This window comes from Streptomyces sp. NPDC005423 (assembly GCF_040606415.1).
Lineage (GTDB): Bacteria > Actinomycetota > Actinomycetes > Streptomycetales > Streptomycetaceae > Streptomyces.
Map to the genome: position 1 here is coordinate 202,712 of NZ_JBEXET010000001.1, position 13,186 is coordinate 215,897.

A 13,186-nucleotide genomic window follows, 5' to 3' on the forward strand; every position below is an offset into this window, starting at 1 on the left:
CCTCCGGCACCGGCACGGAGAGTCCGTCACCCGCGCGCGAACGAGAGCAGAGCCCCGGCACGCGCGCGTGCGGGGCTCTGCGATGTCCTGGGCCTGCCAAGTCTGGGGCCTGCCAGGTCTGGGGCCTGCCAGGTCTGGGGCCTGCGATGGGCCCGGCCGCTCGGGCCGTGCGCGGGTCCGCGCCGCCGTCAGCTCGCCGCCGAGGACGAAGTGGCCGAGGAGGAGGCCGACTTGCAGCTCGCCTGCTTGGTCATCGCCTTGCCGACGTCGCCCTCTTCGAGGGTCTTCAGGGCGTCGTTCCCGCTCGTGCTCAGCTTCTCCAGCGAGGTCGCGATGCCCTTGAGGCCGTCGGCGAACTTCGCCTGGTCCTTGGTGTCGAGCGTGTCGACCTGCTTCTTCAGGGCGGCGTAGGAGGCGGCGATGCCGTCGAGCTCCTTGACCGCGTTCCGCTGCTTCGTGGCGCCGCCGTCGACGTTCGGCGCCCCCGCGCCGTTGACGGCCGCGCCGATCGCCTTGTAGGCGTCGGACATGTCCTGGAAGGCCTGGGAGTCGGTCTTCCGGACCTCGTCCGGTGTGCTGTTGTCCGAGGTCTCCTTCTGGATGGCGGTGTTGGCGGCCTCGATCTTCTTCGCCTGCGGATGCACCGCGACGCAGACCTTCTTGGCCCAGGCGTCCAGCTTGGTGTTGCTGTTGTCGGTGCTGCCACTGCTGCATCCCGACAGTGCCGCTACGAGTACCGCACCGCCGGACAGTGCGGCCGTGAGCTTCTTGTTCACCGGTTTGGTCCCTTCACCTGGCTCTCGGCCCCGGAACATACACGCCAGATGGGCGACAACCGCATGCCTACCGTCCACTAAGCGGCCTTTTGCAACCTTTTGCACCAAGCGAGAGAAGGCTCACGGTGGGGCGGTGAACGCGCGAGACGGGCGGCCGGCGCGCCAACACGCGCCGTCCGCCCGCCTTTTGGACCGAACCTCCGAGGACTCGCTACGAAACCACCGCTGGGTCAACGGACTTGGCGGACCGTTCCGCGTCGCCCTCGTCGCCCTCGTCGCCCACGGCGATGCCGCGCCGCTTGGAGACGTACACCGCGACGACGATCACGAGGAACGCCAGCCCCGCGATCAGAATCCGTACGGCGAGGTTCTTGTGGTCGCCGTAGCTGAACCTGATGACCGCGGGCGCGATGAGCAGCGCGACCAGGTTCATCACCTTCAGCAGCGGGTTGATCGCCGGACCCGCGGTGTCCTTGAAGGGGTCGCCGACCGTGTCGCCGATCACGGTGGCGGCGTGGGCCTCGCTGCCCTTGCCGCCGTGGTGGCCGTCCTCGACGAGCTTCTTCGCGTTGTCCCAGGCGCCCCCGGAGTTGGCTAGGAAGACCGCCATCAGCGTGCCGGTGCCGATCGCGCCCGCGAGGAACGAGCCGAGCGCGCCCACCCCCAGCGTGAACCCGACCGCGATCGGGGTGAGCACGGCGAGCAGGCCGGGCGTGGCCAGCTCGCGCAGCGCGTCCCTGGTGCAGATGTCGACGACGCGCCCGTACTCCGGAGTCTCGGTGTAGTCCATGATCCCGGGGTGCTCGCGGAACTGCCGCCGCACCTCGTAGACCACGGAACCGGCGGACCGGGAGACCGCGTTGATCGCCAGCCCCGAGAAGAGGAAGACGACCGCGGCGCCCACGATCAGGCCCACCAGGTTGTTGGGCTGTGAGATGTCCATCATCAGGTTCAGCGGCGCGCCCGCGCCGGAGACCTTCTCGCCGACGTCGTTCGCGGCGGTGACGATGGCGTCCCGGTACGACCCGAAGAGCGCCGACGCCGCCAGCACGGCGGTGGCGATGGCGATGCCCTTCGTGATGGCCTTGGTGGTGTTGCCCACCGCGTCTAGGTTGGTGAGCACCTGGGCGCCCGCGCCCTCGACGTCGCCGGACATCTCGGCGATGCCCTGCGCGTTGTCGGAGACCGGCCCGAAGGTGTCCATGGCGACGATCACACCCACCGTGGTGAGCAGTCCGGTGCCCGCCAGCGCCACCGCGAACAGCGCCAGCATGATCGACGTACCGCCCAGCAGGAACGCCCCGTAGACCGCGAGGCCGATCAACAGGGCGGTGTAGACGGCCGATTCGAGGCCGAGGGAGATACCGGCGAGGATGACGGTGGCCGGGCCGGTGAGCGAGGTCTTGCCGATGTCCCGCACGGGCCGGCGGTTGGTCTCCGTGAAGTAGCCGGTCAACTGCTGGATGAGGGCGGCGAGCACGATGCCGATCGCCACGGCGACGAGGGCGAGGATCCGCGGATCGCCGTCCCTGGCCTTGATCGCCGCGTCCGTGACGCCCTTGAGGCCGGTGTACGACGACGGCAGATAGATGAAGACGGCCGCCGCGACCAGTACGAGCGAGATCACCGCGGAGATGAAGAACCCCCGGTTGATCGCGCTCATGCCACTGCGGTCGGTCCGGCGCGGCGCCACGGCGAAGATGCCGATCATGGCGGTGACCACGCCGATCGCCGGTACCAGCAGCGGGAAGGCCAGCCCGAAGTCGCCGAAGGCCGCCTTGCCGAGGATCAGCGCGGCGACCAGCGTCACGGCGTACGACTCGAAGAGGTCGGCCGCCATGCCCGCGCAGTCGCCGACGTTGTCGCCCACGTTGTCGGCGATGGTCGCGGCGTTGCGCGGGTCGTCCTCGGGAATGCCCTTCTCGACCTTGCCGACCAGGTCGGCGCCGACGTCGGCGGCCTTGGTGAAGATGCCGCCGCCGACCCTCATGAACATGGCGATGAGGGCGGCACCGAGGCCGAAACCCTCCAGCACCTTCGGCGCGTCGGCCGCGTACACCAGCACCACGACGGAGGCGCCCAGCAGGCCGAGCCCCACCGTGAACATGCCGACGACGCCCCCGGTGCGGAAAGCGATCTTCATCGCTCGGTGCGAGACGGTGGTGAGATCTTTTTCCGGCTCGCCTTCTGCCGGGGTCGCTTCCCGGGCCGCCGCGGCGACGCGCACATTACTGCGCACGGCGAGCCACATGCCGATATAGCCGGTGGTCGCCGAGAAGACGGCGCCGATCAAGAAGAACAGCGATCGGCCGGCGCGCTGTTTCCAGTCGTCCGCCGGCAGCAGCAGGAGCAGGAAGAAGACGACCACGGCGAATACGCCGAGCGTGCGCAGCTGCCGTCCGAGATAGGCGTTGGCGCCTTCCTGGACCGCTGCCGCGATCTTCTTCATGCTGTCGGTTCCCTCGCCCGCCGCGAGCACCTGGCGCACCAGGATGCCCGCGACCACGAGCGCGGCCAGGGCGACGACCCCGATGACCGTCACGAGGATGCGGTTGTCGTGCGTGAGTACTGCGGCTGCGAAGGTTGTGGGGTGGTCAAACCGATGAGGGGTAGAAAGCCCCGCCATTCGTCCTCCTTGACGCTTGGGCTGAGCTCAAGATGTGGACGGATTCTAGGTACCCGACCCTGATCAAAACAGGGTGCGGTAAGCGGAATTAGCCTTCACATACTCAACAGCAAATGATCGACGACACGCCGTGACACCCGAAAGCAGTAACGCCCCGAGGGCATTGACGCTTGATCAAATTATCGGGTGATTGATCGTGAATTCGTTCACGAATAGCGGAGCCTGATCAGGGAAATAAAGAAGGGCCCTGCTCAGCAGGGCCCTGAAGGGTGACGCGGACGAAGGCCGGACGGGTTCCGGTGAGCTCTCAGGAGAGCACGGTGGCCAGTGGTGTGGTCGGCCAGGTCATACGGATCAGTCCGCCGTGCTCCCCGGCGGTGACCTCCACGTCGTCGACGAGCCCGCTGATGACCGCGAGGCCCATCTCGTCCTCCTCGGTCTCCATGTCCGGATCGTCGGCCGCGGCACCGGGCGCCCGGTCACCGGGAGCCGAGTGCGGCGCCTCGTCGCCTACCTCGATGGAGAACTGCTTCTCCTCCTCGATCAGCAGCACCTTCACCGGCGCGTCGATACCGCCGCTCTGGTGGAGCCCGACGGCGCGGGTGCAGGCTTCGCCGACGGCGAGTCTCACCTCGTCGAGAACGGCCTCGTCCACCCCGGCCCTGCGCGCCACCGCTGCCGCCACCAGTCGGGCGGTCCTGACGTGCTCGGGCAGCGCGCTGAAGCGGAGTTCAACGGTGGCCATGCATCCCCCTCGGGACTACGAACGTGCTGTAGGGGGCCGGGCAGCCGAAAACCCGGACCCCCGGTCGTTTCCTGCCGGCGCCCGGGAGCGGTCACTCGCCGCTCCCGGAACGGTCGTTTCAGTCGGTGGCCGCCACCGCTTCCTCGACCGAGGTGTGAATCGGGAACACCTTGGTGAGGCCGGTGATACGGAAGATCTTCAGAATGCGCTCCTGGTTGCAGACCAGGCGCAGCGAGCCCTCGTGGGCACGCACCCGCTTCAGGCCGCCGACCAGCACGCCGAGCCCGGTGGAGTCGAGGAAGTCGACGCCCTCCATGTCCACGACGAGATGAAAACTCCCGTCGTTCACCAGCTCAACCAGCTGTTCGCGCAACTTGGGCGCGGTATATACGTCGATTTCGCCACCGACCTCGACGACCGTACGATCGCCGACGGTACGGGTCGACAGGGACAGGTCCACGGATCCTCCAGCACCTTGCTATCGAGCGGTCATCCCATGGGACACCTCGGCAGAGCCCCCAGGACGGTTCGCCAGCCGCGATGGCATTCAATCACTTACCGGCAGGCGTGCACGACGCCTTGGCTCCATTGTCCGTCACGCCAGTGACACACTCGGTGCCGATGGCCAAGAATCACCGATCCGATCGACCCTCGGCGGACCCCGTGTCCAGCCCCTCTCCGAGCACGGTTCTGAACCGTCTCGCGTCGGGGCCGAGCCGAGCTTCGCGCATCACCCATACGGAGCACTTGCCCCCACGTGCGGGCCGCCATGCAGTCTGGCCTGACCGGATTCGTACGGAGGTCCTCGCCGCCGTGCGCGCCGCCGGTATCGAACACCCCTGGGCCCACCAGGCACAGGCCGCCGAGCACGCCCTGGACGGCGAGTCGGTGATCGTCGCCACAGGGACGGCGTCGGGCAAGTCGCTGGCTTATCTCGTACCGGTCCTCTCCGCGCTCCTGGACGGCTCGGAGGCCCCGAACGGCCGCGGCGCCACCGCCCTCTACCTGGCCCCCACGAAGGCCCTCGCCGCCGACCAGCGCCGTTCCGTGAAGGAACTCTCACAGCCTCTGGGCCACGCCGTTCGTCCAGCCGTGTACGACGGCGACACTCCGTTCGAGGAACGCGAATGGGTACGCCAGTACGCCAACTACGTCCTCACCAACCCCGACATGCTGCACCGGGGCATCCTGCCCTCCCACCAGCGCTGGTCCTCCTTCCTGAAGTCGCTCAAGTACGTCGTCGTCGACGAGTGCCACACCTACCGGGGCGTCTTCGGCTCCCACGTCGCCCAGGTGCTGCGCCGGCTGCGCCGCCTCTGCGCGCGCTACGGCGCGTCGCCCGTGTTCCTGCTGGCTTCCGCGACCGCCGCCGAGCCCTCGGTGGCCGCCGGCCGCCTCACCGGCCTGCCGGTGGTGGCGGTCGCGGACGACGCCTCACCGCGCGGGGAACTGGTCTTCGCCCTCTGGGAGCCGCCGCTCACCGACCTGCACGGCGAGAGGGGCGCGCCCGTCCGCCGCACGGCCACCGCCGAGACGGCCGACCTGCTGACCGACCTCACCCTCCAGGGGGTGCGCTCGGTGGCCTTCGTACGGTCCCGGCGCGGCGCCGAGCTCGTCGCGGTGATCGCCCAGGAACGCCTCGCCGAGATCGACCGCCCGCTGGCCCGGCGTGTCGCCGCCTACCGGGGCGGCTACCTCCCCGAGGAGCGCCGCGCCCTCGAACGCGCCCTGCACTCCGGCGAACTCCTCGGACTCGCCGCCACCACCGCCCTCGAACTCGGTATCGACATCTCCGGGCTCGACGCCGTACTGATCGCCGGCTACCCGGGCACCCGCGCGTCCCTGTGGCAGCAGGCCGGACGGGCCGGACGGGCCGGACAGGGCGCCCTCGCCGTCCTGGTCGCCCGCGACGACCCGCTGGACACGTTCCTCGTGCACCACCCGGAGGCCCTGTTCGACCAGCCGGTGGAATCCACCGTCCTGGACCCCGACAACCCGTACGTCCTCGCCCCTCACCTGTGCGCGGCCGCGGCGGAACTCCCGCTCACCGACGACGACCTGCCCCTCTTCGGCCCGGCCTGCGCGGAACTGCTGCCGCAGCTGGAGGCCGCGAAGCTGCTGCGCCGGCGGGCGAAGGCCTGGCACTGGACCCGCCGCGAGCGGGCCGCCGACCTGGCCGACATCCGCGGCGGGGGCGGGACTCCGGTCCAGATCGTCGAGCACGGGACCGGCCGCCTCCTCGGCACGGTCGACGCGGGCGCCGCCCACGCGACGGTCCACGAGGGCGCGGTCCATCTCCACCAGGGCCGCACGTACCTGGTGCGGTCGCTGGATCTCGACGACTCGGTCGCCCTGGTCGAGGAGGCCAACCCGCCGTATTCGACGGTCGCCCGCGACACCACGTCGATCTCCGTCCTGGAGACGGATGTCGAACTCCCTTGGGGCGACGGCCGGTTGTGCTACGGCTCGGTCGAGGTCACCAACCAGGTCGTCTCCTTCCTCCGCAGACGGGTCATCACCGGTGAAGTCCTGGGCGAGTCGAAACTCGACCTCCCTCCTCGAACACTGCGCACCCGTGCCGTCTGGTGGACGGTCACCGAGGACCAGCTCGACGCGGCCCGCATCAACCCGGAGATCCTCGGCGGCGCCCTGCACGCCGCCGAACACGCCTCCATCGGCATGCTGCCCCTCTTCGCCACCTGCGACCGCTGGGACATCGGCGGAGTCTCGATCCCCCTCCACCCGGACACCCTCCTCCCCACGGTCTTCGTCTACGACGGCCATCCCGGCGGCGCGGGCTTCGCGGAGCGCGCCTTCCACACGGCCCGCGCGTGGCTGACCGCCACCCGTGAGGCCATCGCCTCCTGCGAGTGCGACGCCGGCTGCCCGTCCTGCATCCAGTCCCCCAAGTGCGGCAACGGCAACGACCCGTTGCACAAGCGCGGCGCTGTACGGCTGCTGACCGAGCTGCTGCGGGGCGCACCCGAGGAGATACCGGACGAGGGCTAGCAGGCGGTCAGGCGGGTACTGAGGGCGGTGTGGGGGACTCACCCGGCTCTCGCCCGGCTCACCGGACTCCTTGAACTCACGGGACCGACGGGACCGACGGGACCGACGGGACCCGCCGAGCCTGAGGGCCCCGCCCGCGCCCTGACCTCCGCCGTGAACGGCTCCCGGCCCGAGGCCGCCGTCACGTCCGACGTGTCGCCCACGATCACGCACCGCACCAGGCGGGAGCCCTGGGCCCGCGCCACCCGCTCCGCGCGAGCGCAGGCCGCCGTGCCGCCCTCCGTCCAGTGGTCCGCCGCCGCGAGCGCCGCGAGATCCGCGCCCCCGGCCGCCCGGTGCCGGGCCACGACGGCCTGCCCCAGGGCGAGCACGACCCCGAACACCACACACAGCACGGCGATCGCCCCCACGCTCCACACGGTGGCGGACCCCCGGTCGGAGAACCGACCCCGCATACGCCCCTGAGTCACGAACGCGACTGCTGCGCAACGGAGTTGCCAGCATCTGCCCCTCACGGTCCCTCCTTCCCCGCGCCCACCGTCTCCTCAGCCATCGCGACGGCCTCCTCCCGTACCTCGAAGGGGAGGGCGCCCAGCATCGGAGGCTTCGCGACGACCACCACGTGGACCTGGTCGCCCACCCGGCCGACCGTGACCTTCGCCCCGCGCGGGGCCGTCTCCCGGGCGACCCCGATGACCGCGTCGGCCGGATCCTGCCGAGCCGCCGCACGGGCGCCCGTGCGGGCCGCGTCGACACAGCGGATCTGCGCGGCGACGACCAGCAGCCCCCACACCAGCGCCATGGCGAACAGCACCAGCACGGGCAGCACCACGGCCGCCTCCGCCGTCACGAACCCGGCGTCCGACGCCCGTTCACACCTGCGCATCGAGAGCCCGTTTCACGATGTTCTGAAGCTCCTCGCTGACCGTCCCGCTGGTCACCACCTTGTAGAGCACCACGGCGAACGCCACCGCCGCCACCAGCCCCATCGCGTACTCGGCGGTCGCCATCCCCGCGTCCTTCCGTGCCGACCGCACCCGCCGCCCCACGGCGACCAGCCCAGCCCGTACAGCCGTTACTACCTTGTTCATTGCAACCCCCGCGCTCGTCAGTCCTGTTGGTTTTGACTCAGTTGGTCAGTTGGTCAGTTGGTCAGTTGGTCAATCGGTCGTTCGTCTGCTGTCGTTCGTGTTGGGCCGCTCGTCGTTCGCCGCTCGTCACGGCCGTCACCGCCTCCTCTCACCTCAGCCGATGCCGGCTCCCCGCACCCCGCCCGCGAGTCCGATCACCACGGGCAGCACTCCGACCGCGATGAAGGCGGGCAGGAAGCAGAGCCCCACCGGTGCGGTGACCAGGACGGCCGCCCGGCGGGCCCGCGCGGTGGCGGTGCGTGTCCAGTCGGCGCGGGTGTCCGCGGCGAGCCGGGCGACAGGGCCGGCCGTGGGCAGTCCGGACTCGTCGGCGCGCTCCAGCAGGCGGGCCAGTGGGCCGGCGCCCGGCACCGACGCCAACGACCGCCAGGCGTCGCCCGGTTCGCCACCGAGCCGTATCTCCGCCGCTCCGCGCGCCAGCCGCTCCCCGACCGGCCCCGCGATGGCCTCACCGACGGCCTGCGCCGCGACCACGGGACTCGCTCCCGCGGCGATACAGGCCGCCAACAGATCTGCCGCGAGCGGGAGTTGCTGTGCGGCAACGGAGGCGTCGTACTCCCTCTCGGACTCGGTGGTCGTGCGCCCGCGGTTCCAGCGCCACCACGCAACGGCGCCGATCGCACCCGCCAGCACCCCGGTGACACCGCCGACGAGCGCCCATCCGGCACTCACCACCCCCACGACGGGCATCCAGCGCCGCACGATGCCCCGCACCTCGAAGTGGGCCCGGACAGATGCCGCTTCACGCACCAGCAACCAGGTCAGCCGCCGCCGTGCCCTCCGCTCGCGCCGCACGTCCTCCCACCCCCGCAGGAACCAGCCCAGGGCCAGCACCACCCCCAGCCCCACCCACAACCTGTGGACAACTTCCGCGCTCACAGCGCCTCCTCTCTCCGGTCGTTCACGCCGTCTCCACTCCTCGCACGATCCGCAGCGCCCACCACAGCCCCACGCCCTCCAGCACCCCGCCGATCAGCAGGCAGCCCAACCCCGCACCTGTGTGCAGCAGCACGTGCAGCGGATCGGCGCCCATCGCCGCCCCGAGCAACAGGCCCAGCACCGGAAGCCCCGCGAGCATCACGGCGGTTGCCCGGGCGCCCGCCAACTGGGCACGAAGGTCCGCACGTTGGTCCCGGTCGGCGCGCAGCGCGCCCTCCAGCCGGTCGAGTCCCGCCGCGAGGCCGGCACCCTGGTCCACGGCCACCCGCCAGCACGCCGCGAGCCCCAGGAGTCCGTCGGCGCCCGGCTGCCGGGCCGCTCCCGCGAGTGCGGCCGGTACGTCCCCGCCGAAGCGCGCCGCCGCGAGTACCGTCGCCTGCACCGAACCGAGGCCGCCGGAGTCGTGCGCGGCCCGCAGCAGTGCCTCGCCCGGTTGCCGTCCCGCGCGCACCTCCCCGGCGAGCGCCGAGCACAGCGCGATCACCGCGTCACCCCGCCGCTCCCGCGCCCTGCGCGCCTCCCCGGCCAGCCGCACCCGCCGGAGCAACGGGACCCCGGCCGCCCCCGCGACGGCCGGAATCACCGAGGCGCCCAGCACGGCCAGCGCCACCCCCACCGCCAGCGCCCACCACTCGGCTCTCAACCGTCCCCGGATCCGCCGGAGTTCGCCGGGGATTCGCTCCCACGGGGGCGGTTGGGCCCGCACCACCCCGCTTCCGGCCAGCAGCAGCCGGGCCCGCCGCGCCCCGGACTGCCCGCCGTCCATCAGCCAGACCACGGCCCCCGCGCACACCGCGGCCACCCCCACCGGCATCTCACCCATCCGACCCACCGCTCCCCTTCGCCGTCCCGGTCCCCGCCATCCCGCAGACCTGTCGCACGTCACTCGCCCCCGCTCCGGAGCAACTCCCGCAGCCGCTCCCATCCGCGCTCGTACGCGAACGCCTCCGCTCCCCACCGCAGCGCCGGCACCGTCCTCACCAGCCCGGTCGGATCGCGCTCCAGGACATGCACCTCGGCGATCCGGCGGCGCCCGGTCCGGTCCCGTACGAGATGGAGCACCACCGAGAGCGCGGCGGCCAACTGGCTGTGCAGGGCCGCCCGGTCGAGGCCCGCCGCCGTGCCCAAGGCCTCCAGACGGGCCGGAACATCGGCGGCCGCGTTGGCGTGCAGAGTCCCGCAACCGCCTCCGTGACCCGTGTTGAGAGCTGCCAGCAAGGAGACGACCTCAGGACCTCGGACCTCGCCGACGACCAGACGGTCCGGCCGCATCCGCAGGGCTTGGCGCACCAGGTCCTGGAGGGTGACGAGTCCCGCGCCCTCCTGGTTGGCGGGTCTGCTCTCCAGCCGTACGACGTGCGGGTGGTGGGGGCCGAGTTCCGCCGAGTCCTCGGCGAGCACGATCCGTTCGGTGGGTCCGACCAGGCCGAGCAGCGCGCTCAGCAGCGTCGTCTTGCCGCAGCCGGTACCGCCGCTGATCAGGAAGGAGAGCCGGGCCTCGACCAGCGCCCGCAGCACCCGGTCGCCGCCCGGCGGCACCGTGCCCGCCGAGACCAGTTCGGCGAGCGTGAACGCCCGTGGTCGTACGACGCGCAGCGACAGGCAGGTGCAGCCCACGGCGACCGGCGGGAGCACGGCGTGCAGCCGCGTTCCGTCGGGCAGCCGGGCGTCGGCCCAGGGCCGCGCGTCGTCCAGTCGGCGTCCGGCCACCGCGGCCAGGCGCTGCGCGAGGCGTCGTACGGCCGCAGCGTCCGGGAAGGTGACCGAGGTCAGTTCCAGACCACCGCCGCGGTCGACCCAGACCCGGTCCGGCGCCGACACCAGGACGTCGGTCACCGACGGGTCGGCGAGCAGCGGTTCCAGCGGGCCGCTGCCGACCAGCTCGGACCGCAACTGCTCAGCCGCTACGAGGACTTCGGCGTCACCCAGCACGCGGCCCTGTTCCCGCAGCGCCTGCGCCACCCGGGCAGGCGTCGGTTCACCACCGCGCTCGGCCAGCCACCGCCGCACCCCATCGAGCAGCCCCACCGGCAGACCCGACGGCACCCCGGCCGCCGCGGTAACCCCCGCCCGGCCGGCCGGCCATCGCCCGCGCGCCCCGTTCCCCGAAGCGGCCCGCGATCCACCGATCCCCCGGGGCCCAATAGCCCCAGTTCCCGTCTCTGCGCGCCTACTTGTCCACGGCGGCCCGCTGACCGCGCCGACCGGCGGATCACCGACCGGCCCGAACCCGTCGGCCCCCTCGACCGAAGAGACCCCAACATCCGTATCAGCCAGCGCACTTGCCCCCGAAGCCCCGCGCCCCGCAACCACCACCGGCGGAGCCGCCCTGACATTCCCGGTGACGACGACCAGCCCGCTCATACGCCACCCACCTCCGTCAACGCCCGCTCCCAGAAGTCCCGGCAGAACCGCGCCAGTGGTCCCCTCGCCGCCGCTCCCGGCGGTGCCTTGCCCTCGTGCGGCCGTAGGAGCCCGGAGTCGACGGGCACCTCGCCGGCCAGGGGCAGCCCGAGCAGCCGGGCCACCTCGCGGTCGTCCAGGCCGGGCGCGTACGGTCCCCGTACCGCCACCCGCAGGTCGCGCAGGACCATGCCGACGGCCGAGGCCACCCGGCCGGCCGCCGCGACCGCGCGCAGTTCGGCGGGGACCACCAGGAGCCCCAGGTCGAGCTGGGCGAGGGTCTCGGCGGCTCCGTCGTCGATACGGCGCGGCAGGTCGACGACGACCGTGCCGCCGCGCCGGCGGGCCGCGGCGAGTACCGCCCGCACCGCCTGGGGCGGGACAGCGACGCAGTCGCCTCGGTCCCAGCTGAGCACCCGGAGCGAATGCAGTTCGGGCAGGGACTCCTCCAGGGCGCCGCCGCCGACCCTGCCGCGCGAGGCGGCGAAGGCGGGCCAGCGCAGGCCTTCGGTTGTCTCGCCGCCGAGGAGTACGTCGAGTCCGCCGCCCAGGGGGTCCGCGTCCACGAGCAGGGTGCGCAGCCCTTCACGCGCGGCGGTGACGGCGAGCGCGCAGGCCAGTGTGGAGGCTCCGGCTCCGCCCCGGCCGCCGATGACGCCCACGGTGAGCGCGGGTCGGCCGATGCCCTCGGCCACGTCGGCGATGCGGTCGACCAGCCACTGCTCGCCATCGGGGAGCATCAGGACGTGGTCGGCGCCGATCTCGACGGCCCGCCGCCAGACGCCGGAGTCGTCCTGGTCGCGGCCGACCAGCACCACCCCGCGTCTGCGGGCGGCCCCGCGCACCCGGCGGGCCGCGTCGTCGCCGACCAGGACGAGCGGTGCCCCCTCCCAGCCGCCGGGGCGCTCCGGGAACCCGGGGTGAACCTCGGGTGTCGCGCCCGCCGCGGCGCACAGCCGCAGCAGGTCGTCGAGGAGCCCGGGGTCCTCGGTGACGATCAACGGTCCGCCCTGCCGCCCTCCGGCTGCGGGCGGCGGTTCGTGAGTAAGACTTCCGGCCACGGTGTCCGGCCCCCTTCATGCATCTCTCGCGCGGCCTCCGCGGACCGCGATTCCCCGACATGTGAAGAACCGGCAATCGGTCCCTTATGCACGGCCGATAGGAACCGGCCAAACGCGTCCGACAAACGGAACCGGCCATGAACTCGCCACGGGCGGCGTCGCGTTGGAATCACGGTGCGGCCATCTCGGAAATCGTGTGGATCTTGGTCGAAAAGTGTGGACAACCCAGAGGCTGTGAATATCGCCGTCACCCATACCGGCTACTTCCGTCCGACCTGTGCTCGAGTTCCACAGCGGAGTCCGTCGACTACACACCGTGATGGACTCCGGGCATGAAAAAAGAGGCGGCACCAGCCGCCTCTGCTGGCCTCACAGCCACATACAGGAGGGGAAAACGCGTCCGGACATGCGACGACCCCCACCGGGGGGGAGAGTGGGGGTCGTCTCCACGGCCGGCTCGGGGGGGGAGGAGCCGG

The 13,186-nt window shown here is 71.8% G+C and carries 12 protein-coding genes; 1 reads left to right on the top strand and 11 read right to left on the bottom strand.

All coding sequences use genetic code 11. The features are described from left to right. Positions 1-188: 188 nt before the first annotated feature. The 4 genes from ABZT12_RS00885 to bldG all read right to left on the bottom strand — a co-directional run bounded on the left by ABZT12_RS00885 (position 189) and on the right by bldG (position 4,607). Complete coding sequence (locus ABZT12_RS00885; RefSeq protein ID WP_356375102.1) at positions 189-776, bottom strand: small secreted protein; 588 nt, start codon at positions 774-776, stop codon at positions 189-191. Between the two features lie 211 nt (positions 777-987). Continuing rightward, on the bottom strand, positions 988-3,402 hold the full coding sequence (locus tag ABZT12_RS00890; protein WP_356375105.1) for a sodium-translocating pyrophosphatase: 2,415 nt from the start codon (positions 3,400-3,402) through the stop codon (positions 988-990). 307 nt (positions 3,403-3,709) lie between these two features. Continuing rightward, positions 3,710-4,147, bottom strand: a complete 438-nt coding sequence (locus ABZT12_RS00895) for an ATP-binding protein (protein ID WP_356375108.1) — start codon at positions 4,145-4,147, stop codon at positions 3,710-3,712. Between the two features lie 118 nt (positions 4,148-4,265). After that, on the bottom strand, positions 4,266-4,607 hold the full coding sequence (bldG, locus tag ABZT12_RS00900; protein WP_003975386.1) for an anti-sigma factor antagonist BldG: 342 nt from the start codon (positions 4,605-4,607) through the stop codon (positions 4,266-4,268). 80 nt (positions 4,608-4,687) lie between these two features. On the opposite strand from bldG, the gene ABZT12_RS00905 reads away from it, so the two are divergent. Further along, positions 4,688-7,156: a DEAD/DEAH box helicase gene (locus ABZT12_RS00905; protein WP_356375111.1), complete on the top strand. Its 2,469-nt coding sequence runs from the start codon at positions 4,688-4,690 to the stop codon at positions 7,154-7,156. A 38-nt stretch (positions 7,157-7,194) separates the two neighbouring features. Here ABZT12_RS00905 and ABZT12_RS00910 read toward each other — a convergent pair whose 3' ends face one another. The 7 genes from ABZT12_RS00910 to ssd all read right to left on the bottom strand — a co-directional run bounded on the left by ABZT12_RS00910 (position 7,195) and on the right by ssd (position 12,710). Beyond that, positions 7,195-7,611 carry an Rv3654c family TadE-like protein gene (locus tag ABZT12_RS00910; protein ID WP_356375114.1) on the bottom strand — a complete coding sequence of 139 codons (417 nt, stop codon included), beginning with the start codon at positions 7,609-7,611 and terminating at the stop codon, positions 7,195-7,197. A 56-nt stretch (positions 7,612-7,667) separates the two neighbouring features. Further along, on the bottom strand, positions 7,668-8,042 hold the full coding sequence (locus ABZT12_RS00915; protein WP_356375117.1) for a TadE family type IV pilus minor pilin: 375 nt from the start codon (positions 8,040-8,042) through the stop codon (positions 7,668-7,670). Next, entirely contained in the window at positions 8,029-8,247 is a 219-nt protein-coding gene (locus tag ABZT12_RS00920; protein WP_356375120.1) for a DUF4244 domain-containing protein, read from the bottom strand. Before ABZT12_RS00920 ends, ABZT12_RS00915 begins: the two co-directional genes overlap by 14 nt. 153 nt (positions 8,248-8,400) lie before the next feature. Beyond that, positions 8,401-9,186 (bottom strand): type II secretion system F family protein, encoded by a 786-nt coding sequence (locus ABZT12_RS00925; RefSeq protein WP_356375123.1) that lies wholly within the window; start codon positions 9,184-9,186, stop codon positions 8,401-8,403. Positions 9,187-9,208: 22 nt separating this feature from the next. Further along, complete coding sequence (locus ABZT12_RS00930) at positions 9,209-10,069, bottom strand: type II secretion system F family protein (RefSeq protein WP_356375127.1); 861 nt, start codon at positions 10,067-10,069, stop codon at positions 9,209-9,211. Between the two features lie 59 nt (positions 10,070-10,128). Beyond that, positions 10,129-11,274 (bottom strand): TadA family conjugal transfer-associated ATPase, encoded by a 1,146-nt coding sequence (locus ABZT12_RS00935; RefSeq protein WP_356375130.1) that lies wholly within the window; start codon positions 11,272-11,274, stop codon positions 10,129-10,131. Between the two features lie 332 nt (positions 11,275-11,606). Beyond that, positions 11,607-12,710, bottom strand: coding sequence for a septum site-determining protein Ssd (ssd, locus tag ABZT12_RS00940; RefSeq protein WP_356375133.1), 1,104 nt, complete (start codon positions 12,708-12,710; stop codon positions 11,607-11,609). Positions 12,711-13,186 lie beyond the last annotated feature (476 nt).